This window comes from Pseudomonas sp. Z1-12, from assembly GCF_051132015.1.
GTDB lineage: Bacteria > Pseudomonadota > Gammaproteobacteria > Pseudomonadales > Pseudomonadaceae > Aquipseudomonas > Aquipseudomonas zanjanensis.
Genome location: NZ_CP071647.1, coordinates 6,798,809 through 6,821,580 on the forward strand (window position 1 = coordinate 6,798,809; position 22,772 = coordinate 6,821,580).

A 22,772-nucleotide genomic window follows, 5' to 3' on the forward strand; every position below is an offset into this window, starting at 1 on the left:
CGCCCATGGCCCGCTGGAGTACCGAACGCATCGTTGGCCTGCATGAACCACGGGTCAACGAGCATCATGTCACGTCCACGGGCCTGCCTGGCGACAGCCGCTTGCGGCTGCTCAGCTTCAATATCCAGGTGGGCATCAGCACCGAGCGCTACCGGCATTACCTGACCCGCGGCTGGCAACATTTGCTGCCGCACACCGGGCGTGCCGGCAACCTGCAGAAAATCGGCGACCTGCTCAAGGACTTCGACCTGGTGGCCCTGCAAGAGGCCGACGGCGGGAGCTTGAGGTCAGGCTACGTCAATCAGGTGGAACACCTGGCCCAACTGGGCGCTTTTCCCTATTGGTACCAGCAACTCAATCGCAACCTCGGACGCCTCGGCCAGCACAGCAATGGCGTGTTGAGTCGCCTGCGCCCATGGGCGATCGAAGATCATCCGCTGCCGGGCCCCAAGGGCCGCGGGGCGATCCTGGCGCGTTTCGGCGAAGGTCCGGAGGCGCTGATCGTGGTCATGATGCACCTGGCCCTCGGGGCGCGTACCCGGACAATGCAGCTGGCCTACATTCGCGAGCTGATCGGCGGCTACAAACATCAGATCCTGATGGGCGACATGAACACTCACGCCACCGACTTGCTGCAGACCTCGCCCTTGCGCGATCTCGGCCTGCTCGCCCCGCAACTGGAAGCGACATTCCCCAGCTGGCGCCCCCAGCGCTGCCTGGACCATATTCTATTGAGCCCGACCCTGACCCTCGAACGCGTCGAGGTGCTGGCCCAACCCATTTCCGATCACCTGCCGGTCGCGGTAGAAATTCGTTTGCCGGGTTCGCTCACGGCCGATGCATTCCCTGCGCTGAGTACTGCCCCTCGCGGATCCGAATGAATGAGCGACGACGCCGAACGCTGGAGAGAGAAATACCTCAAGAGCATCGAACAGCAGGAAAAGCTCGAGCGCCGTTGGGATGCCCGGCTCGACTTGCTGCGTCGTGGCCTGGTGCGCAGCACCCTGGCCGCCGAGGGCACTGACCGGGCTGTCGATCAATGCATGAAAGAGATGCGCGAGGTGGTGCGCACCGATGACATGGATGCCGGCCTCGCGGCCCTGCTGCCGCGCCTGGAGAAAGCCGTACTCGATTCCGAGCAACGCCGCGAAACCCGAGTCGAGCAGACGAGCGCTGCGTTGACGGCCCTGGTCGCCCAGTTGCAGAGGCTGCCGTTACCCAAAGAAGTCAGCCGGCCGCTGAAGAAGTTTGCCAAACAACTGGAGGACCGGGCCGGCCAGGCCCGGGAGATTCCGCTGCTGCTCAGCGAACTGAGCGGTTTGCAAGGCAAGGCACTGAGCGCCTTGGACGCCCCTGTCGAACCGAATCGACCCGGTCTGCTGCAACGGCTGTTTGGCGGCCAAGGCCATGAGGAAGCGGCACCCCAGTCCCACGAGCCCGCCCAGGCCAGCGTGGCGCCTGCGTCAGAAACGACTCTGCCGGTAGCCGTTGAGCCGGCAGATGATGCAGCCTCCGTCGCACCAGGGCCAGCACCGCAGCCATTGGTCGCGGAGCAAGCACCCGAGGCGATGCCCGAACCGGTCGGCCCGATTGCGCCGCAGGTCCAAGTCGCGCCGTCCCCCACTCCGACACCTGTCGCCGAAGTGGTTCAGCCAACCAGCGAGCTGGACGAAGCAACCGAGCCCGCCCCGCCGCAAACCCCGGTCGCCCACGAGCTCCCGGTAGCGGCGTCCAGCCCGGAGAATCCCGATGAACTGATGCCCGAGGAGGAGCCTCAGGCCCTTCCCGCCTCCTCGCCGCCTCCAGCAGAAGTCGAGCCCGACGACCCCCTGGCCGCCGCCGATATCGTGGACGCCCAGTACGCCCTGCCCGACTCGCCGGAGCCGTCCTACAGCTCGGTCGCCAAACACATTGAAGACACCTTGTTGGGCCTGTTGGGCGACCTGACCTTGCCCGAACGTCATCGCCCACAAGCCGAAGCCATGCGCGAGCGGCTGCGAAATGGGCTGAATTGGTACGAACTGCTGCCGATCCTCGATGATCTGGCGGTATTGATGCTGGCCATCACTGACACCGGCCAGCATGAATTCGAAGCGTACTTGCAGCGCCTCAACGATCGGCTGGAGTCCTTCCAGAGCAGCCTGCAAGCCGCCAGTGAAGACCACGCCGACAACCTGTCGGCCTCCCGGGAAATGGACACCCAGATTCGCGAACAGGTGGACGGGCTGCAAAGCAGCGTGCAACAAGCCGATGACCTGGAAGGCCTCAAGCAGGTGCTGGAGAATCATCTCGAAGGCTTGCTCGGCACAATGGACCAACACCGTCAGCAACGGGATCAGCGCGAGCAGGAAGTGTCGACGCGCCTGAAAAGTCTGGCCGATCGGGTCGCACTGATGGAGCAGGATGCCCAGGTCGTGCGGGAAAATCTCGAAGAGCAACGGCAAAAAGCGCTGGTCGATCCGCTCACCGGGTTGCCCAACCGTGCTGCCTGGTCCGAGCGGCTGGAACATGAAGTTGGCCAGTGGCAGCAACACGGCAACAGCTTGCTGCTGGCCATGCTCGACCTCGATCATTTCAAACGCATCAATGACAACTACGGCCATCTGGCCGGCGACCGGGTGTTGAAACTGATCGCTTCAGTCCTGCGCAAGCGCCTTCGTGGCAGCGATTTCATCGCGCGTTTCGGTGGCGAAGAGTTTGTCCTGCTGGTGCCGGATACGCCCCTGGCCGCTGGCGCCAAGCTGGCCGAGGCGCTGCGCCTGGCCATCGAAGCTTGCCCATTCCATTTCAAGGGCGAGCCAGTGACCGTGACGGTATCGGTGGGCATGACGGCCTTCAAGCCGGGCGAACACAGCGATTCAGTGCTTAAAAGAGCCGATCAGGCGCTCTACCGGGCGAAAAATGCCGGGCGCAACCGCGTGGAGTTGGGCTGAGGGCTAATTGTTCCAATTTGTTTATTATCGTCCCGCGCACCGGATCATCGCGGGGCGATACGTTACACTGTTGCATTACTTCCAGCGCGTAATGCCTTCCGCCATGAAATTTCTTTCGCTCATCGTTGCTTTAATTGTCCTCGCCGGCTGCGCCAGCGGCCCGCGGTTCGACACCAGTCACCCTTCCGTCAACCATGACAACCGCATCCAATTCGTGGTGGTGCATTACACCTCGGCCTCCCTGGAACGTTCCCTGGCCCTGCTGACCCATGGCGAAGTCAGTGCCCATTACCTGATTGGCGACGATAAAGACGCAACCATCTACAAGTTGGTAGATGAAAGCCGACGTGCCTGGCACGCCGGGGAAAGTGAATGGGAAGGTCGGACCTGGCTCAATTCCAGCTCCATCGGCATCGAAATCGTCAATCCGGGTTTCATCGACACGCCCACCGGGCGTCTCTGGTATCCCTACAGCGAAGCCCAGGTCCAGGCGCTGACCGTGTTGCTCAAGGACATCCTGAAGCGCAACGGGCTCAACCCGCGCAGCATCATCGGCCACAGCGACATCGCGCCCCTGCGCAAGCTCGATCCAGGCCCGCTGTTTCCATGGAAGCGCCTGGCGCAGGCGGGCTTGGGAGTATGGCCGGACGAGCAGGCAGTCGCGCGCCAGCAGGTACTCTTCGCCGCGCAGCTACCGTCCGCCAGTTGGTTCCAGGCCGAACTGGCCCGCCTGGGCTACCCAACGCCCCAGACCGGCGAATGGGATGTGGCCACTCATCAGGTGCTGGCCGCCTTCCAGATGCACTACCGTCCGACCCGCTTCGACGGCACACCGGACGCGCAAAGCGCGGCGATTCTGCAAGTGCTCAACCAGACAAAATAATGACGCCCGTCCGACGAATCGGGCCAAATCCAAATCAGAGGCTATAACTCATTGGTAACTTTCGGATTACCGATGATGACGGCTGCCCGCGAAAACCTACAGAGCTGGCTCCATCGCCCCCTTTTCCTGGCGATGATAGCGGCTGCCCTGAGTACCGTCCTGCTGCTGGCGGGCAGTCTGTTCGTGGTGGTGCAGCAGATCCAGCAGCGTGAAAGCGACCAGATGAATGCCCAGGGCGAGCGCTTCCTGCTCCGGCTGGAACAGCTCTTCGGGCAACTGCGTGAAAGCCTCGACGACCTGCAAAACCAGCCCTTGCGCGGCTGCGACGATGACATGATCGCGACCTTGCGCGAGGTCAGCTTCAACTACCGTTTCGTTTATGAGGCGGTGTACATCGATGGCAGCGGCGTTTGTACCAATCGCCCGCGCCCGAGTGGATTGTCGGTGACCCGCCCACCCGACCTCCGGGGCCCGACCTACAGTTATTGGCTCAATACCACCACCGAACCCGATGAAGACCGCGCGGCGTTGATGCTAGGGCGTGGCAATTTCCGCGTCGCGACCTCCCGTGGACATTTGGCCGACGTGGTCGACCTGCCACCCGGCAGCAGCCTGCTAGTGGTCCTGGATAATGGCGAGCGGGCCATTCCCGTGTTGGGCACCCAACAACGCTGGCCGCCCGCGGAGCCTTGGCCGCCGAAAAGCCAAAATGCCTTGCAGGTAACGCAGACCCGGCTGATCTATCGGATGCCCACCGACAGCCCGGAATATCAGCTAGTGCTGATTGCCCAGCGCAACGGTTTCAAGGTTCCGCCCTATGCTTGGTGGATGTTGCCCGTCAGCCTGGTGCTGGGCCTGGGGATTGGTTTCCAGGTGTTTCTGCTGGCACGCCACCGCCAGTCGATGGATGCCGAACTGCACGGGGCCATTCGGCGCGGTGAACTACAGGTGTTGTACCAGCCGATTTTCGACCTCGACAGCCGCAACTGCGTCGGTGCCGAAGCCTTGCTGCGCTGGCGCCGGCCGGACGGCACCCTGACCAGCCCGGACTTGTTTATCCCGATGGCCGAGAACACCGGGCAGATCCGCCAGATCACCGATTTCGTGCTGCAGCGGCTGTTCGACCAATTGGGCCAGCTGTTGCGAGCCAATCCGCAGCTGTATATCTCGGTGAACCTGGCGGCCTGCGATGTAATGGTGCCGCGTATAGGCGAAGTCATCGCGCGCCTGCTGGCGTTGCATCGGGTTTCGGCGAACCAGATTGCCTTCGAGGTGACCGAGCGCGGGCTGGTCGATGTGTTGGTCGCCCGGGATAACCTGCAATCGCTGCGTGATGTCGGGCACCAGGTGCTGATCGACGATTTTGGCACCGGTTATTGCAGCCTGGCCTACCTGCAAACCCTGCCGGTGGACTGCCTGAAAATCGACAAGGCTTTCATCGACGCCTTGGGCCACGACGCCGCCAGCAGCGGTGTGGCCCCGCACATCATCCGCATGGCCCATGCCCTGCAACTCAAGGTGATCGCCGAAGGCATCGAGCATGAAGCCCAGGCCTCCTATTTGAGCAGCGAAGGGGTGAGGTTCGGCCAGGGCTGGCTGTTCGCCCATGCCCTTAGCGCGGTGCAGCTCATCGAATTGATTACCCGCGGCCGACGCCTGCGCGGACGTCGCCTTGATGATGAAGCCTAAGCCGTGAGTCAGACCGTCAGCGCCATGTAGAACTGCGTGCCCTGCCCCGGCCTTGAATACACGCCCATGCGGCCGCCGTGGAGCTGGACGATTTCCTTGCACAGGGCCAGGCCGAGGCCGGCGCCACCCTTCTTGCGTCCGACTTGGACGAAAGGCTCGAAGATCCGTCCCTGTTGGCCGTAGGCAATGCCTTCACCGTTGTCTTCCACGCTGATGATCACCCGCTCGCCATGGCGTCGGGCCTGCAAGCGGATCTGGCCGTCTTCGCCGGTGTGGCGCATGGCGTTGTCGATCAGGTTGTCGAGCACGCGATCCAGTTGCCCGGCGTCGGCATGCAGCCGTGGCAACGGACCCTGGATGGCCACGAGCAGCTCGATACCCTTGGCGTGGGCCTGTTCGGCGAACCGCAACCGGGCGTCCTCCAGCAGGTCGTCGATGGAGCAAGGCGCCAGGGTCAGCTTTTGCAGGCCGTTCTGGTAGCGAGAGAAATTCAGCAGGTCATTGATCAGTTGCATCAGCCGCTGCATTTCTTCCGTGACGGTGTTAAGCAGGTCCGCCTCGCGGGACTCCGGCGGGAAGTGCAGGCGTTCCTGCAACAGGCCGAATGCCATGTGCATGCCCGTCACCGGCGTGCGCAGCTCGTGGGAGGCACGCAGGACGAACTCGCTGCGCACCCGTTCGAAGGCGCGCTGTTCGGTGACGTCATGCAGCACCATGACCGCGCCGAGGATGTGGCCCTGGGTATGACTGACCGGCGTGAGGCTGTAGGTCAGCACCCGCGACTCGCCGTCGACCTCGATGCTCAGGTCTTCCGGCGCGCGCTCCAGGGTTCCACCGCGCAATACCAGGTGCAATTCTTCATCCAGTTCCAGGCGTCCCAAGGCCTCGCCCAGCCCTTGGCCCAGGCGCGCCTCATCCCAGCCCAATTGGCGCTGGGCCACCGGGTTGAGGTGTTCCAACTGGCCTTGGCGGTCAATCATCAGCAAGCCGTCGTCGATGCTGTCGAGCACGGCTTGCAAACGCTGCTGGCCGGCGAGCAGTTCATCGACATTGGTGGCCTGGTGTTCGCGCAGTGCCTGGGCCATGACCCCGAAACGACGGGTCAGCAGATTCAACTCCGCGGCGGAAGAAATGGGCAGCGTGACCTCGAAATTGCCCTGGCCGATGTCATCCGCCGCCGCGGCCAGCGCCTCGATCGGCGCGCCGAAACGCCGGGCAATGCCGTGGGCCGTGATAAAGCCGATGATCAGCACCGCCAGCCCCACCAGGCCCAGCAGCCCGGAAATCCACATCGCACGTTTCCGGGCGCGGTCCTGGGTTTCACTGATGTTGGTCAAGGCCTCGCGATAACCCTCGATCAACCCGTTACGCAGCACGTTGAATTTTTCGGTGAGCGCCTTGATACCGGTGAGCTGGCTCGCCTGCTGGCGAGACGCGGTGAAAGCCTCGAGAAACTCGACATAGTCGGCCTTGGCCCGGCTGAAGCTGGCAGCGGTATCGTCCAGTTTCCGTTCGTGGGCAATCCCCTCGTCGATCAACGCCAGGTATTGCTGCTTGGATGCCTCCAGCGCAGCCAGGTCGGGCTTGTCGTCGAGCATGATCATCAACTGATCGCCCAGGGTCTGGCGCAGCTTGAGGCCCAGGTCCAGCAGGATGAAGTTGTCGCGTACCGATTGTTCCTGGGTGTTGGCCATCTGCATCACGCCGACCAGGCCAAGCACCAGCCCCAGCAACGCCACGGTGATCAGCGCCGAGATGCTGAGAAACAGTCGCGTGCGCAGCTTCATCGCCAGTTTCATAAGGTGTCGCTCACAGGTTGTACTGCTTGCGTTTGCGATACAGCGTGGAAGCATCGATACCCAGGGTCTTGGCCGCCTGGTCGAGGGTATCGGCCGTGGCCAGCACCGCACCGATGTGGGCCTTTTCCAGTTCGTCGAGGCTCAAAGCGGCACCGATGCGCGGCGCATTGCTGACCGGCTGCTCGGCCATGCCCAAGTGACTGATTTCGACTTTTTCCTGTGGGCAGATGATGCTGGCGCGCTCGACCACGTTGCGCAGTTCGCGGATGTTGCCGGGCCAGCGATAGCCTAGCAGCGCTTCGCGCGCCTCGTCGCTGAAGCCCCGGGCCGGGCGCGCGTATTCCTTGACGAAGCGGGCCAGGAAGCGATCGGCCAGGGTCAGGATGTCTTCGGCGCGCTCACGCAGCGGCGGCAGGTGCAGGGTAATGACGTTCAGGCGATACAGCAGGTCTTCGCGAAAGCGCCCGTCGCGCACCATGTCTTCGAGGTTGAGATTGGTGGCGGCGAGAATTCGCACATCGGCGCGGCGAGTGACCGGGTCCCCTACCCGCTCATACTCCTTGTCTTGGATGAAACGCAACAACTTGGGTTGCAAAGTCAGGGGAAAATCGCCGATCTCGTCGAGAAACAGTGTGCCGCCGTCGGCCTGGTTGACCCGTCCCAAGGTACTTTCGCTGGCGCCGGTGAACGCCCCTCGGCTATGGCCAAACAACTCGCTTTCCATCAATTCGGCGGTCAGTGACGGGCAATTGATGGTGACGCAGGATTTCTTCGCGCGCTTGCTCCAGCCGTGGATCGCTCGAGCCAGCTCGCCTTTACCGGTGCCGGATTCGCCGAGGATCAGGATGTTGGCGTCGGTGCTGGCCACTTGGCGCGCGGTCTCCAGCACGACTTTCATCGCCGGACTGTGGGAGTCGAGGCCGTCCTTGGGTTTGCGCACCTCGCCTTCCAAGGCTTCGAGCCTTGCCGACAGTTGGCGCACTTCCAGTTGCTTGGCGGTGGCCAGGCGCAGCTGATCCGGGCTGCAAGGCTTGACCAGGTAGTCGGCGGCGCCGGCCTGGATGGCATCGACCGCGGTGTCGACGGCCGAGTGGGCGGTGACGATCACCACTCGCATCCACGGGGCCTGGATACGCATTTGTGCCAGGACATCCAAGCCGTTGTCTTCCCCCAGACGCAGGTCGAGAAAACACAGGTCGAACACCTGGCGTTGCAGCAGTGCGTCGGCTTGGGCAGCGCTGTTGGCCGTGGCGACGGTATAGCCTTCGTCTTCCAGGCAGTAACGGAACGTACGCAGGATGGCGGACTCGTCGTCTACCAGCAGAATGCGGCCTTGGTGCTCAGTGGCGGATTCCATTTTTCCTACGCTCCTTTAATGAATGATGTTGGTTAGTGTCAGAAAAATCGGGCAAGTTGCATGGTCGATTCTGAGGGGATATTACCCACCGAGCGTGCCTCTGTGGATGTCTGACTCCTAAAAGCCTGATTTGAGTTCCTTTTTTTCTGCTTCCTACGGGTCGGACGGTTCGTATCGCTGATTCCGACGGTTGCGTCTGACAGGCAGTTCCAAAACAACTTGACGCGTTTTCTTTTTCCACTCGTGCAATACGCACGACAGGCGCGCGGGCCATCGTGCAGGATGCGTTCCCTGCGTTTTGTGGTGATTCTTCAACATATTGATTTTAAAGAGATTTATCTGGATAAAATCCTGGCACGGCGGCTGCAATGCTCTGGTCAACGTTGGCGTATAAGCGCCTCAACCAGACACCACACCCGGGTGGGGAGGAATTTCAGGATGAATCGTCAAAGTGCCGCCCAATTTAAAAGCGCTGCCCAATTTCGACTCTCTTCTCTGCACTTCCAGCAGGGCTTGTGGGCAGCCCTGGCCCTGTTGGTCACGCTCGTGATTGGCCAGCAATGGTTGCTCTGGCAGGAGCGTCAGCAACCAGAAGCGCCGCAAGTTTCGATTCATCGCGCCCCACAAACCCACTTCAGCGCCGTCAGCAACCTCAAGGAAGCTTCCTCCGCCATGCGCATGATGGATGTCGATCAGGTTCAGCCAGTGGCCGACATGCCGCGTGAAGAGCGCTGGGTGTTTTAACCCGATGTACCGGTCGTCCACTGCGCCGGAACCATCACCGCCAGACCCTCACTAAATAGAAAAGCGTAAGGAGAATCACCATGTTGAGCTGGGCAATTACCTTCCTGATCATTGCCATCATCGCCGCCGTACTGGGCTTCGGTGGTATCGCAGGCACCGCCACGGGCATCGCCAAGATTCTCTTTGTCGTGTTCCTGGTGATGTTCATTGCTTCCTTCTTCTTTGGCCGTCGTGGCCGAGGCTGACCATGAGCGTTTCATTCAAAGGACTGGCCGCCGCCCTGTTGCTGGGCGGCAGTGCCATGGCAATGGCTGCCAATGACGGACAGATGCGCGTCAACCAAGTGCTTCAGGCGGACCCGCAATACCGCGAGACATGGCAGCACGTCGTGAAAAAAGAAGAACGCTTGCCGGAATGGGTGATGAACCTCTCAGGCAAGTCGGAACAACAGATGAATGCGGTCGAGGAAGACGGCGACAAGTATCTGGTGGGCCCGCTCTGTGAGCTCGAGGCGTCGTGTCTTAATCAGCGTCTGATCGTTGCCTTCAGTTTCGACAAGGACGAGGCCTATGCCATGTTGGTGGAAGTCCCTGCCGGACTGCCGGCGGACAAGTCCCCAACCCGTCATGCCGATTACCGTTTCCTCGGTAATCCCAATGAAGGTATGCAAGAACTGTTGATGGAACAACTCAAGAAAGATCCGAACTGGTACTGATTCTGAAAATGGGAAAAGCAGCCCTGCTTTTTCCTGCTGCACAGCCCGAGGAGGGCCGGTGCATGACCAGGGGGCCGGGACGTTCTGACGGATGAGCGTCGGAGTGACCTACGGGCACAAGGGGTGCCTGCGAAAGGGCCGGGTCAGGTAAAAGCTGCGACGCAAGTTCGCAAAGCCCTCACGGCTTGGCGAACTTGCGTAGAGCTTCGTGTCGCACAATGCGTGAGCCAGAGCGATTGGGTTCTTCTGGCGTCATACGCCGGCCGCGATGCGGCATTTTGTCTCCTCCCACGAATTTATTGCCCTTTCCCTGACCGTATATCGGAGAATGCCGAGATAAATTGTCTCGTGGGCTGCGCCTCGATGCGTTGCCATTTCATCGGTTTACCGACCCAGGCTGATTCAGCCCAGCTACGCTGAAATGGCCGCTCCACGGCACTTATGCCTGCACAAATGGCGCATTCGAGCCGCTTGCAAGGCGGGTTTCGTTTGGAAAATCTCATGCCGATTCGGCATGGGGTAGGCGTTTACAGCATTAGACGATCCCCCCTGGCATCGCAATAGTTGCGCCTTTTTTCGCCTGCCAGTAAGCCGCTCGCGCGTGCTCGGGGTGACCTTATACGGGGACAGGGGCGCGAATGTTTTCGTCATCGACGAGCCATTCGCGCCACTGTCCGAGTCCAACTGAAGTAAGGGTAACGATATGAAGAAGGCACGACTAAGCCTCGCCTGGCAGATCCTCATCGGTCTGGTGCTAGGGATTGCATTGGGCGCGCTGCTCAACCATTTCAGTGCCGAGAAGGCCTGGTGGATCAGCAACGTGCTGCAACCGGCGGGCGATATCTTTATCCGTCTGATCAAGATGATCGTGATCCCGATCGTGATTTCCTCGCTGATCGTCGGCATCGCCGGGGTGGGTGATGCCAAGAAGCTCGGGCGTATCGGTCTCAAGACCATCCTTTACTTCGAAATCGTCACCACCATCGCCATCGTCGTCGGCCTGCTGTTGGCCAACTTCTTCCAGCCGGGCAGTGGCATCGACATGAGCACCCTGGGTACGGTGGATATTTCCAAGTACCAGGCCACGGCGGCGGAAGTCCAGCATGAACATGCGTTCATCGAGACCATCCTCAACCTGATCCCGTCGAACATCTTTGCCGCCGTCGCCCGTGGCGAGATGCTGCCGATCATTTTCTTCTCCGTCTTGTTCGGCCTGGGCCTGTCCAGCCTGCAATCGGACCTGCGCGAGCCGCTGGTGAAAATGTTCCAGGGCGTGTCGGAAAGCATGTTCAAAGTCACCCACATGATCATGCAATACGCCCCGATCGGTGTGTTTGCCCTGATCGCGGTGACAGTCGCCAACTTCGGCTTCGCCTCCCTGCTGCCGTTGGCGAAACTGGTGATCCTGGTTTACGTCGCCATCGCCTTCTTCGCCTTCGTGGTGCTGGGCCTGATCGCTCGCCTGTTCGGCTTCTCGGTGCTCAAGCTGATGCGCATCTTCAAGGATGAGCTGGTGCTGGCCTACTCCACCGCCAGTTCCGAAACCGTGCTGCCGCGCGTGATCGAGAAGATGGAAGCCTACGGTGCGCCGAAAGCCATCTGCAGCTTCGTGGTGCCGACCGGTTATTCGTTCAACCTTGATGGCTCGACCCTGTACCAGAGCATCGCGGCGATTTTCATCGCCCAGCTGTACGGCATCGACCTGTCCATCAGCCAGCAATTGCTGCTGGTACTGACCCTGATGGTCACGTCCAAGGGCATTGCCGGCGTGCCGGGCGTGTCGTTCGTGGTGCTGCTGGCCACCCTGGGCAGCGTGGGCATTCCGCTGGAAGGCCTGGCCTTCATCGCCGGTGTCGACCGCATCATGGACATGGCCCGTACTGCGCTGAACGTTATTGGCAATGCCCTGGCGGTGTTGGTCATCGCGCGTTGGGAAGGCATGTACGACGATGCCAAGGGCCAGCGCTACTGGAACTCCCTGCCGCACTGGCGCAGCAAGGAGCCGTTGCCGGCGGGGGAAACTTCCAGCCGCTAATCGCTGAGGGAGGTTGGGCCGGCAGCAAAGTGCCTGAACAACCCCCGGTCACTGTGGGAGCCGAGCTTGCTCGCGATTGCGGTGTGTCAGCCAACCTCAATATTGACTGATCCGCCGCCATCGCGAGCAAGCTCGGCTCCCACAGGATGCCTCACACAGCGATGCCTCCCACAAGATCTTTGTGATCCCTGTGCAGTGCCAACCAAACCCCGGAGCAATCCGGGGTTTGTCGTTTCTGCCAGCCCCGCTATCATTCGCGGCATCTTCCGGGGGACTTAACCGATGCTCAATGGCCTGTGGCTTGGCTTCTTTATCGTGGCAGCCGTATCGGCGCTGGCGCAGTGGCTGATTGGCGGCAACGCCGGGATCTTCGCCGCCATGGTGGAAAGCATTTTCGCCATGGCCAAGCTGTCGGTGGAGGTGATGGTCCTGCTGTTCGGCACCCTGACCCTGTGGCTGGGCTTCCTGCGCATCGCCGAAAAGGCCGGCATCGTCGACTGGCTGGCCAAGGCCCTCGGCCCGCTGTTCTTGCGCTTGATGCCGGAAGTGCCTGCCGGCCATCCGGCGATCGGCCTGATCACCCTCAACTTTGCCGCCAACGGCCTGGGGCTGGACAACGCGGCCACCCCCATCGGCCTCAAGGCCATGCGCGCCCTGCAAGACCTCAACCCCAGCCCGACCATCGCCAGCAACGCGCAAATCCTGTTTCTGGTGCTCAATGCCTCGTCGCTGACCCTGCTGCCGGTGACCATCTTCATGTACCGCGCCCAGCAAGGCGCGCCGGATCCGACCCTGGTGTTCCTGCCGATCCTGCTCGCCACCAGCGCCTCGACCCTGGTGGGGCTACTGTCCGTGGCGTTCATGCAACGCCTGCGCCTGTGGGACCCGGTGGTGCTGGCTTACCTGATTCCGGGTGCGCTGGTGCTGGGCGGCTTCATGGCGCTGTTGGCGACGCTCTCGGCCACGGCGCTGGCAGGGCTGTCATCGATCCTCGGCAACCTGACGCTGTTCGGCCTGATCATCTTGTTCCTGGTGGTGGGCTCACTGCGCAAGGTCAAGGTGTATGAGGCCTTTGTCGAAGGCGCGAAAGAAGGGTTCGACGTTGCCAAGAGCCTGTTGCCGTACCTGGTGGCCATGCTCTGCGCCGTCGGCGTGCTGCGGGCTTCGGGCGCGCTGGATTTCGGCCTGGACGGTATCCGCCACCTGGTGCAGTGGGCCGGCCTGGACACGCGGTTCGTCGATGCCTTGCCGACCGCCATGGTCAAGCCGTTCTCTGGCAGCGCCGCCCGGGCCATGTTGATCGAGACCATGAAGACCTCCGGCGTGGACAGCTTCCCGGCCTTGGTGGCGGCGACCATCCAGGGCAGCACCGAGACCACGTTCTACGTGCTGGCGGTGTATTTCGGCGCCGTGGGCATCCAGCGGGCGCGCCATGCCGTGGGGTGTGCGCTGCTGGCGGAATTGGCCGGGGTCGTGGCGGCGATTGGTGTGTGCTACTGGTTCTTTGGCTAAGCGGTGGGAGTGAGTTTGCTCGCGATAGCGGTGGTTCAGTCGACAGCGCTGCTGGATGTGCCGCCGTCATCGCGAGCAAGCTCGGCTCCCACAGGGGTCAGAGCCGGACATAAATATTGGCTACACCCTCAGAACCACTGTGGAAGCTGAGCTTGTGGGAGCAAGGCTTGCCCGCGATGCAAACACCTCGGTGTAGCGGATAGATCCAGGCGATGCCATCGCGAGCAAGCTCGGCTCCCACAGGGGTCAGAGCTGGACATAAATATTGGCTACACCCTCAGAACCACTGTGGAAGCTGAGCTTGTGGGAGCAAGGCTTGCCCGCGATGCAAACACCTCGGTGTAGCGGATAGATCCAGGCGATGCCATCGCGAGCAAGCTCGGCTCCCACAGGTCACCGCGAATCCCTGTGGGAGCGAGCTTGCTCGCGATAAGGTCCGAAGGACCTTCAGTCCGTCACCTCGAAACGCAGCACGCCGATCATCTGGCCGTTTTCCGTGAGCACTCGCACTTGCCACTTGCCGGTCGAATTTTCCGGGAAGTTCTGCTTGTGGGTCCAGGCGCGATAGCCTTCCTTGCGCCCGCCATGGATGTCCAGGGCGATGCGGTCGACTTCTTTGCCGTTGAACTGCCAGACGTGATAAATCCGCTCGTCGAGCCCCCGCGGCGCATTGATGGCCGTGTAGGCGTACAGGCCGTTGCCGCGAATCTGCGCCGCGCTGACCTGCTTGAGGCTGGCGCCCGGCGTGCGGTCCTCCAGCTGGGTGCTGATGGCCACTTCGGTCATCCACAGCGTGGCCGGTGGCACCCAGGAGCGCAGCATCCACCCAGCGGCCCCAATCCCCACGGTGATGCAGAGGATCGCCAGGGCGTTGCGCACGGTGCGGATCGGGAAGATCGAGGCCAGGCTGGGAAACGACAGCAACATGGCAGTGCCCAGCGCCAGCTTGAAGCTCTGGTCGGTGGTCAGGTGCAGGATCACCGGCAACGCGGTGAGCAGGGCGGCGAACAGCGTCAGCGTGTGCAGCGCCAGGAACGCCCAGCGCCGGGGCGCCAGCCATTTGTAGTACAGCGGATCGGTGATCGAAATCAGCGCCGCGATGGTCAGCAGCCCGGTGAAAAGCAGCTGGCTGCTGTTCCAAGTGGTGGTGATAAAGAAGAACGGCAGGACAAAAAACAGGCTTTCCTGGTGAATCATTTGGGTGGCATAGCGCAACAGCGGCTGAGGGATTTCCCGCTTGAAAATCCGCGTGAACAGCCGGGTCATGCTGTTCTCCACCATCAGCCAGAGCCAGCTCACCAGCATCATGATGGCGATCCAGGTCGCCAGGCCCTGCTGGCGGTCCACCAGCATGAAACTGCCGACCCCGGAGATGAAACCACCGAGCGCAATGACCCCTGGATAGCGCTTCATCAATTCAAGGATGCGCTGGAGATAGACCGTCAGGTTTTGCATTCAGTGGTTTCACAGTAAGTCGTAGGAAATATCCCTGACAGAGTATCGCCAGGACGATGACAAGGCGAGGAGCGCGACGCCTACCGTGGCTATCTTTTGTGGCGAGGGAGCTTGCTCCCGCTGGCCTGCGAAGCAGGCCCCTGCATTTCTTCAGACAGACCGCATTGCCCGGGGTTGCGACTGCTGCGCAGCCGAGCGGGAGCAAGCTCCCTCGCCACGGGATTTGAGTGCTCCTGAGCGAGGGTCATCGCGAGCAAGCTCGCTCAATCAGACGTCGGTCGCGCCCTGCGACTCCATCGCCACCCAATCCCCACCAGCAGCAACCCCAGCAAACCGCCCAGCCCCCAGACAAGCTCATCATCACTGAGCAACGGCTTCTCGATGCGCAAATACCCCGGGTCCTTGAGCAGTTCGCGCAGGGCCGCGTTGGCCTGTTCCAGGCTCACTCCCTGCAGGCGGACCGCCGGGTTGGCGAAGCGGCCGTCTTCGTAGTCACCCAGGGCGCTCCAGTAGTAGTCGGCCAATGCGCTGTTGCCTTGAACCGCCCAGGACTGATGGGCGATGGCCGCGCGTTTGATGCGCACGAAACTGGCTGGGTCCAGGCCATCCTTGAGCAAGGTCTTGCGCAGTTCTTCGAGGGCTTGTTCGGCTTCGGGCAGGTCCTCGCGGGACAGGTCGGCGTTCAGGCTGAAGAAACCAACGCCGCCGAACACTTCGCGCTCGGTCCACGGCCCGTAGGACAGGCTGCGGTCCAGGCGCAATTGGCGGTAGAGCGCCCAATCCAGGTAATCCTTGAGCAGGTCGAACGTCTCGTCATGTTGCTCGTCCAGCACCGGCTCGGGGAACAGCCAATGCAGCTTGGCGCTGTCGCCGACCAGGCCACGGATCAGATTGCGCTTGGTGACCGCCTTGTAGCGGATCTGCGGCAGCGCCTCGTGGACACTGGGCTCCACCGGTTCGAGCTCGCCAAAGGCGCGTTCCAGGTAGGCCGGCAGCAGTCGGTCGAGATCGCCGACCATGATCAGCGTCATGTTGTTCGGCGCATACCAGTCCTTGCGCACTTGTTCGAGGCGGGCGAGGGTATGGCGCTGGACCTCGGGCCGTTCCGCGCAGCGCAGGCCCAACTCAACCGCCAACTGATTGCTGGCCTTGTGGCCCAGGTCTTGGCGATCGAGCCAGCGTTGCAGGTGGGTGTAGTGGCCGCCGTCTTCGCGCTCCACCACCCGCTTGGCCGCTTCCAGGGCTTTTTCATCGATGCGGGTGCGGGTCAACAGCGCCAGCAGCAGGTCCAGGATCTTGCGTTGATTGCGTGCCGGCGCCTCGATGACGAACGTGGTGTCGGCGTTGCTGGTGAACGCGTTCCACTCGCCACCCAAGGCTTGCATGCGCTCTTCCAGGCCGCCTTCGCCGCTTTCGTCGACGCCGCTGAACAGCAGGTGTTCGAGCAGGTGCGGCAGTTCCTTGTCGGCGCAACTGAAGTCGTCCAGGCCCACGCCCACCACCAGCCGGATCGCCACATGCCCGCGCTCGGTGCCCGGCTTGAGCAGCAGTTGCAGGCCGTTGGGCAGCGTATAGCCTTCGACCTGGAACCGGTCCAGGGCAACCACGGGCAGTGAACCGAGCAAAAGAACGGCGAGCAACAGACAACGCATAAAGGCTTCCTGGCGGCTGAGTGGAGGTCCATGGTGCCGGGCGGGCCGTCAACGGCGGAGTGTCGCCCGGAGTCGGCTCGCTCCCCCTATCGAATCTATGCGGTGTTCATGACAACGGGAGCAGGCGGGCCGGTGAACGGTTTCAGGCCCTAGCCATTGTTTTTGACTGACATTGTTACTGACTGACCAATGCGCCAGTCGTTCACGGCGAATGGGTGATGTCGGAAATTTCATCGACCGCCAGCGCGCCGATCTCGGACGTCTCCAGCACCACGTAGGCACTGCCGCAAAACAGCGAATTGAGGCGTCGCATGTCAGCGATCAGCTCCAGGTGCAGGGAACTGGTCTCCATGCTTTGTACGACTTTACGTTGCAAACGGCTGACATGGGCATGGGCCATGCGCCGCTCCTGCGCCCGAAAGCGACGTTTCTCACGCAGCAACTGCCGGGCGCTTTCCCGGTCGGCGCTGAGGAATACCGACAGGCCCAATCGCAGGTTGGCGATCAAGTGGCTGTGCAGCCCCGCCAATTCCTCCAGGCCGACCTCGGAAAAGGAACGACGTTGCGAGGTTTTCTGCTGCTGGACCTTGCGCAACATGCGCTCGATGAGGTCGCTGGCCAGCTTGAGGTTGATCGCCAGTTCGATGATCTCCGCCCAGCGGCGGCTGTCCTGTTCGCTGAGGTCCTCACGGGGCATTTGCGCCATGTACAACTTGATGGCACTGCACAGCGCTTCGACGTCATCGCTCATGCGCCGGACGTCCTGGGTCACCGCCGTTTGCGCTCCGCGCAGCACGTCCAGCATGGCTTCGAGCATGTTTTCGATCAGGTCGCCGATGCGCAAGGTTTCCCGGGCCGCGTTCGCCAGGGCCAGGCTCGGAGTGGCGAGGGCGGTGGCGTCCAGGTGGCGGGGCTTGGCCGTGCCGTTGGTCTCGGGCCGCTCCGGCAGCAGCCAGGCACAAAGCCTGGCCATCGGGCCGACGCTGGGCAGCAACACCAGGCACCGCACGGCGTTGTAGAGCAGATGGAAGCCGATCACGGTTTCCTGGGGGCTGAAATCCAGGCTATCGAGCCAGCCCACCAGCGGATCGAGCACCGGAATGATCAACACCAGCCCGATCAGCTTGTACAGCAGGCTGCCCAGCGCCACCTGGCGTCCGGCGGTGTTCTGCATGCTGGTGCTGAGGAACGCCAGGATGCCGCTGCCGATGTTGGCGCCGATCACCAGGCCGATGGCCACCGGCAGGCTGATCACCGCAGCGCCGGCCAGTGTCGCGGTCAGCAGCACGGCCGCGAGGCTGGAATAGGAAACCATCGCGAACAGCGCGCCGACCAGCGCATCGAGCAGGATGTCGCCGGTCAGTGAAGCGAAGATCACTTTCACGCCTTGGGCGTGGGTGATGGGCGCGGCGGCTTCGACGATTAACTGCAAGGCGAGGATGATCAGACCCAGGCCGATGCTGACCCGGCCCATTTGCCCGACGCGCGTCTGTTTGCGCGAGAGGAAAAAAATCACCCCGAGGAAAATCAGTAGTGGTGACAACCACGACAGGTCGAGGGTCAGCACCCGTGCCATCAGCGCGGTGCCGACATCGGCGCCGAGCATGGTCGCCAGGGCCGGGGTCAGCGCCATCAGGCCCTGGCCGACGAACGAGGTGACGAGCATGGCCGTGGCGTTGCTGCTCTGAACCATGGCCGTGACCATGATGCCGGCGATGAACGCCAGCCAGCGCCGGGACATGTTCTGGCTGATGACGTGGCGCAGGTTCGAACCATAGACCCGCAGGATGCCGGTACGCACGATATGCGTGCCCCAGATCAGCAGAGCCACGGCGGAGAGCAAATTGAGCAGGGTCAGCATGAGAGGCCCCCTGTTAGCGTCCCAAAGGAACAAATGGCTGATGCGACATTCTTCGTTCTTGTACTTAAGCTGTAGTTGGCGAACGGTACGGGCGCCAGCATTGCACAGCTAAAGAATTGATTGAAACAAAACTGTCATGAAACATATTCCTCAAACACCCCTGTGGGAGCGAGCTTGCTCGCGATGAGGCCATAACATCCAACATCTTCTTCGACTGTCAGGCCGCTATCGCGAGCAAGCTCGCTCCCACAGGTATTGCATCCGGCCGCTTTCCCGCAGGCATGAAAAAGGGGCTCCAAGAGCCCCTTTCATTCACTGCCCTCTACCTTACTGACCCGGCATGTCCTTGCGCAGTTTCACCGGATCCTGTTGCTTGCGCTTGCGCGCAATCGCGGTGCGCATCTTGATGTTGACTGCTTCCACCGCCAGGGAGAACGCCATGGCGAAGTAGACGTAGCCTTTTGGCACGTGCACGTCGAACGACTCGGCGATCAGCACGGTACCGACCACCAGCAGGAACGACAGCGCCAGCATTTTCAGCGACGGGTGCTTGTCGATGAACGTGCTGATGGTGCCCGAAGCCAGCATCATCACCAGTACGGCGACGACGATTGCCGCGACCATGACCGGCACGTGGGAAACCATGCCGACCGCGGTAATGACCGAATCCAGGGAGAACACGATGTCGATGATCGCGATCTGGATGATGGTGTAGATGAAATTGCCGCCCTTGCCCGAAGGCGCGTCGCTGCTTTCATCTTCGCCTTCCAGCGCGTGGTACATCTCCTGGGAGCTTTTCCACAGCAGGAACAGGCCGCCGAAGAACAGGATCAGGTCGCGACCGGAGATGCCCTGGCCGAACACTTCGAACAAATCGGCCGTCAGGCGCATGACCCAGGTGATGGACAGCAGCAACAGGATCCGCGTGATCATGGCCAGGGCCAGACCGAAAATCCGGGTGCGCGCCTGCATGTGCTTGGGCATGCGGCTGACCAGGATCGAGATCATGATGATGTTATCGATGCCCAGGACGATTTCCAGGGCGGTCAGGGTAAAGAAGGCAACCCAGATTTCCGGGTTGGTCAGCCATTCCATGTGAGTTCCTTTGAGCGAGTGTTAGGCCGCGCCGCGCCTTCGGTTACCCGAAAGGGGCGACGCAGCGGGCGTTGCTTTTATAGAGTGCTGAACAGCGGAAAAATCCCCATCAGCAAGGCGGCGAACATTATGCACAGGCAAACCAGTACTGCCCACTTCAAGGTGAAGCGTTGGTGATCGCCGAACTCGATTCCCGCCAGGGCCACCAGCAGATAAGTCGACGGAACCAGCGGACTCAGCAGATGCACGGGCTGGCCAACGATGGAGGCACGGGCCATTTCAACGGCGGTGATGCCGTAATGACTGGCGGCTTCGGCCAAAACCGGTAACACCCCGTAATAAAATGCATCGTTGGACATGAAGAACGTGAACGGCATGCTCACCAGTGCGGTGATGACCGCCAGGTAAGGACCGAGGAATTCCGGAATCACCGCCAGCAGGCTCTTGGACATGGCGTCGACCATGCCGGTGCCGGACAGGATGCCGGTGAAAATCCCTGCCGCAAAAATCAGCCCGACCACCGCCAGTACACTACCGGCGTGCGCCGCGACGCGGTCTTTCTGCTGTTGCAGGCACGGGTAGTTGACGATCATCGCGATGCTGAAGGCCACCATGAACAGCACCGGCAATGGCAACAGGCCGGCGATCAGGGTGCACATCAGGGCCAGGGTCAGCGCGCCGTTGAACCAGATCAGCTTCGGACGGCGGGCGTCCGGGAACTGGGACACGCTGATTTCGCTGTGGTCGATCTCGTCACCCGCCAGGTGCAATTCACCCAGGCGCGCACGTTCGCGTTTGCCGTACATGTAGGAGATCGCCAGGATCGCCACGACACCGGCCAGCATGGCGGGAATCATCGGCACGAAGATGTCGGACGGGTCCACGTGCAGCGCACTGGCCGCCCGGGCGGTCGGGCCGCCCCACGGGGTCATGTTCATCACGCCGCCGGCGAGGATGATCAGGCCAGCCATGATGCGCGGGCTCATGCCGATGCGGCTGTAGAGCGGCAGCATCGCGGCCACGCAGATCATGTAAGTGGTCGCGCCGTCACCATCAAGGGAAACGACGAGCGCCAGGACGGCGGTACCGACCGAAACTTTCAACGGGTCGCCCTTGACCAGCTTGAGGATCTTGCGCACGGCCGGGTCGAACAGGCCGGAGTCGATCATCAGGGCAAAATACAGAATCGCGAACATCAGCATCACCCCGGTCGGGGCGAGCTTGGTGATGCCTTCGAGCATCATCGGGCCGATTTTCGGCGCGAAGCCACCGAACAGGGCGAACAGGATCGGGATGATGATCAGGGCAATCAGCGCGGACAGGCGCTTGGTCATGATCAGGAACATGAACGTGATGACCATGGCGAAGCCAAGGAAAGTCAGCATGGGAAATACTCCAGGCGTGGCGCGGCTATGGAAGGCGAACCGGACAGGTCAGCGCGGGATGCAAAGCACGGGGCGGACGGATGGAGTGGGTGCAGCGGGACGGGTAGCAGCGGACATCAGAATCACCATTGTTGTTGTTAAAAAGGCCGAACGAGCATCAGAAAGACTCGTTGTAGGCCACCGGTCTGTTGCCGGTAGGTGAGGCGATCCTAATCGCGCAAGCTTTCAGCAGCCTTTCGCCGCTGCAATGGCTGATCATCGGCCAAGCGAGCTGTGTTGTTGTGTTGCTGTGTTGTTGTGTTGCTGTGTTGTTGTGTTGTTGTGTTGTTGTGTTGCTGTGTTGCTGTGTTGCTGTGCTGCTGTGCTTTTGTGGCGAGGGAGCTTGCTCCCGCTGGGCTGCGAAGCGGCCCCAAAATCTGACGGCCGCTGCGCAACCGAGCGGGAGCAAGCTCCCTCGCCACAAAAGCAGTCAGGTTTTTGCTTTGAAGGCTGAAAGATTCAACGGCCGCACCGCGCCCATCCAGATCGCATGGTCGGTGTGATCGGCCAGGTCATCGCCGGTTTCCGGGTGCAGGAAAATCACCAACCCCTTGCGATTCAGGGCCAGCCACGGCAGGACCACGCCGACATACTGCGGATCGAAGGCCAACTGACAACTCCAGTCCGGATGCGGGCCGACCGGGCGTTGATGGACGCGGCCCATTTTCAGCGGGAACAACTGCGCCGCTTCCTCACACAGCGCCCGCGCCTGGTCGAGGGTGTTGGCATCGAAATACACGTGGGCGTGGTAGCCCTTGATCCGCTGCATCTGTTTCTCCTTGAAAAGAGGCGAACCCTCGCCGTTTGCCGCGGGTCAGAGCCTTTACAAGCGGGACAACGAGGAAACAGCCATGAAAAACGCCGAAACCCCGGTCATCAAAGTGGTGCTCTATGGTGCCATGAGCAGCCTCGGCAGTGCGTTGATGGCTGAACTGCTACGACGCCAGCATGAGGTCATCGCCATTCTCGACGACCTCACCGCCCTGGCCCCACGCCCCGGCCTGCGAACCAAGACCGGCGATCTGTTCGACCCGGAGCGGGTCAAGCAAAGTGTCGCCGGCGCCAGCGCCGTGGTGTGCCTGTTGAATGCACCAGGGTTGCCGATGAACAGCGAACACGTGGAGCGCACCTTGGTTCCCGGTCCGGTGGAACAGGTCTTGGCGGTGGATGCCCTGATCGCCGGCATGCAGGCGGTGAACATTACACGGCTGTTCCTGGTGGGTGATTTTGCGATGCTGGACGAAGAACAGGCCGACGATGATTTGCAGCGCCACGCCGCCGAAGAAATGCTCGATGCCCTGAAGAGCAGTGCCTTGCAGTGGACCTTGATCAACGCGCCCTACGCCGCGCCTGGCCTGGGTATCGAACATTTCAGCCAGGTCAGCACCAGCCTCGAACCCGGCCTGGCCGAAACCTTGGAGCGGCTCAACCGCGTGGCGGTCGGCATCGCCGACGAGCTGCGCCTGAACCTGCACGTGGGCGAGCACGTCAGCTTCGTGCCCGCCATGTAGAGGCAAACCCTGTGGCGAGGGAGCTTGCTCCCGCTGGGCTGCGAAGCCTCCATGCAACTGGTCGGCCGCTATCGCGAGCAAGCTCGCTCCCACAGGTTGGGTCCTGT

The 22,772-nt window shown here is 61.7% G+C and carries 18 protein-coding genes; 10 read left to right on the forward strand and 8 right to left on the reverse strand.

All coding sequences use genetic code 11. The annotated features are described in order from the left end of the window. The first annotated feature begins 5 nt into the window (after positions 1 to 5). The 4 genes from J3P85_RS29790 to J3P85_RS29805 all read left to right on the forward strand — a co-directional run bounded on the left by J3P85_RS29790 (position 6) and on the right by J3P85_RS29805 (position 5,505). On the forward strand, positions 6 to 881 hold the full coding sequence (locus J3P85_RS29790) for an endonuclease/exonuclease/phosphatase family protein (protein WP_434704428.1): 876 nt from the start codon (positions 6 to 8) through the stop codon (positions 879 to 881). Continuing rightward, complete coding sequence (locus tag J3P85_RS29795) at positions 882 to 2,933, forward strand: diguanylate cyclase (RefSeq protein ID WP_434704429.1); 2,052 nt, start codon at positions 882 to 884, stop codon at positions 2,931 to 2,933. Between the two features lie 103 nt (positions 2,934 to 3,036). Next, a complete protein-coding gene (locus tag J3P85_RS29800; RefSeq protein WP_434704430.1) occupies positions 3,037 to 3,816 on the forward strand; it encodes an N-acetylmuramoyl-L-alanine amidase in 780 nt (259 codons plus the stop codon). A gap of 75 nt (positions 3,817 to 3,891) precedes the next feature. After that, complete coding sequence (locus J3P85_RS29805) at positions 3,892 to 5,505, forward strand: EAL domain-containing protein (RefSeq protein WP_434706443.1); 1,614 nt, start codon at positions 3,892 to 3,894, stop codon at positions 5,503 to 5,505. A gap of 8 nt (positions 5,506 to 5,513) precedes the next feature. On the opposite strand, the gene J3P85_RS29810 is transcribed toward J3P85_RS29805, so the two are convergent. Further along, entirely contained in the window at positions 5,514 to 7,304 is a 1,791-nt protein-coding gene (locus J3P85_RS29810) for an ATP-binding protein (RefSeq protein ID WP_434704431.1), read from the reverse strand. A gap of 10 nt (positions 7,305 to 7,314) precedes the next feature. Continuing rightward, positions 7,315 to 8,661: a sigma-54-dependent response regulator transcription factor AlgB gene (gene algB, locus J3P85_RS29815; protein WP_434704432.1), complete on the reverse strand. Its 1,347-nt coding sequence runs from the start codon at positions 8,659 to 8,661 to the stop codon at positions 7,315 to 7,317. A 438-nt stretch (positions 8,662 to 9,099) separates the two neighbouring features. Here algB and J3P85_RS29820 point away from each other — a divergent pair, with 438 nt between their 5' ends. From J3P85_RS29820 to J3P85_RS29840, 5 genes are all read left to right on the forward strand, one after another. After that, the gene (locus tag J3P85_RS29820) at positions 9,100 to 9,405 is read left to right on the forward strand and encodes a hypothetical protein (protein WP_434706444.1); all 306 of its coding nucleotides are present in this window, start codon (positions 9,100 to 9,102) and stop codon (positions 9,403 to 9,405) included. A gap of 80 nt (positions 9,406 to 9,485) precedes the next feature. Further along, entirely contained in the window at positions 9,486 to 9,650 is a 165-nt protein-coding gene (locus tag J3P85_RS29825) for a DUF1328 domain-containing protein (protein WP_003177151.1), read from the forward strand. Positions 9,651 to 9,652: 2 nt separating this feature from the next. Next, positions 9,653 to 10,120, forward strand: coding sequence for an inhibitor of vertebrate lysozyme family protein (locus J3P85_RS29830; RefSeq protein ID WP_434704433.1), 468 nt, complete (start codon positions 9,653 to 9,655; stop codon positions 10,118 to 10,120). A 703-nt stretch (positions 10,121 to 10,823) separates the two neighbouring features. Next, the gene (gene gltP, locus J3P85_RS29835; protein ID WP_434573328.1) at positions 10,824 to 12,155 is read left to right on the forward strand and encodes a glutamate/aspartate:proton symporter GltP; all 1,332 of its coding nucleotides are present in this window, start codon (positions 10,824 to 10,826) and stop codon (positions 12,153 to 12,155) included. 282 nt (positions 12,156 to 12,437) lie between these two features. Further along, positions 12,438 to 13,667 (forward strand): nucleoside recognition domain-containing protein, encoded by a 1,230-nt coding sequence (locus tag J3P85_RS29840; protein WP_434704434.1) that lies wholly within the window; start codon positions 12,438 to 12,440, stop codon positions 13,665 to 13,667. A 447-nt stretch (positions 13,668 to 14,114) separates the two neighbouring features. Here J3P85_RS29840 and J3P85_RS29845 read toward each other — a convergent pair whose 3' ends face one another. From J3P85_RS29845 to J3P85_RS29870, 6 genes are all read right to left on the reverse strand, one after another. Beyond that, entirely contained in the window at positions 14,115 to 15,122 is a 1,008-nt protein-coding gene (locus J3P85_RS29845; protein ID WP_186706417.1) for a DUF5924 family protein, read from the reverse strand. Positions 15,123 to 15,385: 263 nt separating this feature from the next. After that, on the reverse strand, positions 15,386 to 16,774 hold the full coding sequence (locus tag J3P85_RS29850) for a M16 family metallopeptidase (RefSeq protein ID WP_434704435.1): 1,389 nt from the start codon (positions 16,772 to 16,774) through the stop codon (positions 15,386 to 15,388). A gap of 202 nt (positions 16,775 to 16,976) precedes the next feature. Beyond that, positions 16,977 to 18,635, reverse strand: a complete 1,659-nt coding sequence (locus J3P85_RS29855; RefSeq protein ID WP_434704436.1) for a Na/Pi cotransporter family protein — start codon at positions 18,633 to 18,635, stop codon at positions 16,977 to 16,979. Between the two features lie 327 nt (positions 18,636 to 18,962). Beyond that, positions 18,963 to 19,730: a TerC family protein gene (locus J3P85_RS29860; RefSeq protein WP_434704437.1), complete on the reverse strand. Its 768-nt coding sequence runs from the start codon at positions 19,728 to 19,730 to the stop codon at positions 18,963 to 18,965. 77 nt (positions 19,731 to 19,807) lie between these two features. Next, positions 19,808 to 21,115: a CitMHS family transporter gene (locus J3P85_RS29865; RefSeq protein ID WP_060739862.1), complete on the reverse strand. Its 1,308-nt coding sequence runs from the start codon at positions 21,113 to 21,115 to the stop codon at positions 19,808 to 19,810. Positions 21,116 to 21,584: 469 nt separating this feature from the next. Further along, entirely contained in the window at positions 21,585 to 21,923 is a 339-nt protein-coding gene (locus tag J3P85_RS29870; protein WP_434704438.1) for a DOPA 4,5-dioxygenase family protein, read from the reverse strand. A gap of 82 nt (positions 21,924 to 22,005) precedes the next feature. On the opposite strand from J3P85_RS29870, the gene J3P85_RS29875 reads away from it, so the two are divergent. Further along, positions 22,006 to 22,665, forward strand: coding sequence for an NAD(P)-dependent oxidoreductase (locus J3P85_RS29875; protein ID WP_434704439.1), 660 nt, complete (start codon positions 22,006 to 22,008; stop codon positions 22,663 to 22,665). The last annotated feature ends 107 nt before the right edge of the window (positions 22,666 to 22,772 follow it).